This window comes from Aquimarina sp. U1-2 (genome assembly GCF_017897595.1).
GTDB lineage: Bacteria > Bacteroidota > Bacteroidia > Flavobacteriales > Flavobacteriaceae > Aquimarina.
This window is the reverse complement of the sequence record NZ_JAGKIK010000053.1, coordinates 1-563: the sequence shown is the minus strand read 5'-3', so window position 1 is coordinate 563 and position 563 is coordinate 1. Positions and strand designations below refer to the sequence as shown.

The following is a 563-nucleotide window of genomic DNA, read 5'->3' as shown; positions in this document are numbered from 1 at the left end:
TGGTATCAAGAATATTTGCAGTAGTAAACAGAGGTACGGAATATGTTGATGTTTTAAAATATGCTTGTTAACATTGTTGATAAGATCAACTCTTTAAACTTGTTTTTATCATAGAATGCTATGCTAAAATTGAGAAAACACTTCTTTTTATTGGTATTTCAACCCTCATTACGAAATTCTAATACATAGACAGGATTTAATTATTGTAAGGGACGTGGACAAAACGGTTACAAAGAACGGACGTATTGAACTAGACAATAAACTGATCGAAAATGCCATCCGTCCCATGGCAATTGGCAGAAAAAATCATCTGTTTTGCGGATCTCACAAAACAGCATAAAATGCAGCCATGTCTTATTCCTTCTTTGGAAGTTGTAAAATACAAAACATCAATCCCAGAGAATGATTAACCAATACACTTGAACGCATACCTGACCATAACTGTAATAGTTAATACTTAATCTGACAATTTTAGTAATTTAGTTTAAATCAATTTAAATATTTGTCAGATGAACACAGAAGAAAAAATCATCAAACCAAAGTTAGGACTATTAGAGTTAGCA

At 31.6% G+C, this 563-nt stretch carries 1 protein-coding gene; it reads left to right on the top strand.

Annotated features, from left to right (window positions below; all coding sequences use genetic code 11):
- Positions 1 to 214: 214 nt before the first annotated feature.
- Positions 215 to 340 (top strand): transposase, encoded by a 126-nt coding sequence (locus tag J8281_RS20015; RefSeq protein WP_371812642.1) that lies wholly within the window; start codon positions 215 to 217, stop codon positions 338 to 340.
- Positions 341 to 563: the final 223 nt, after the last annotated feature.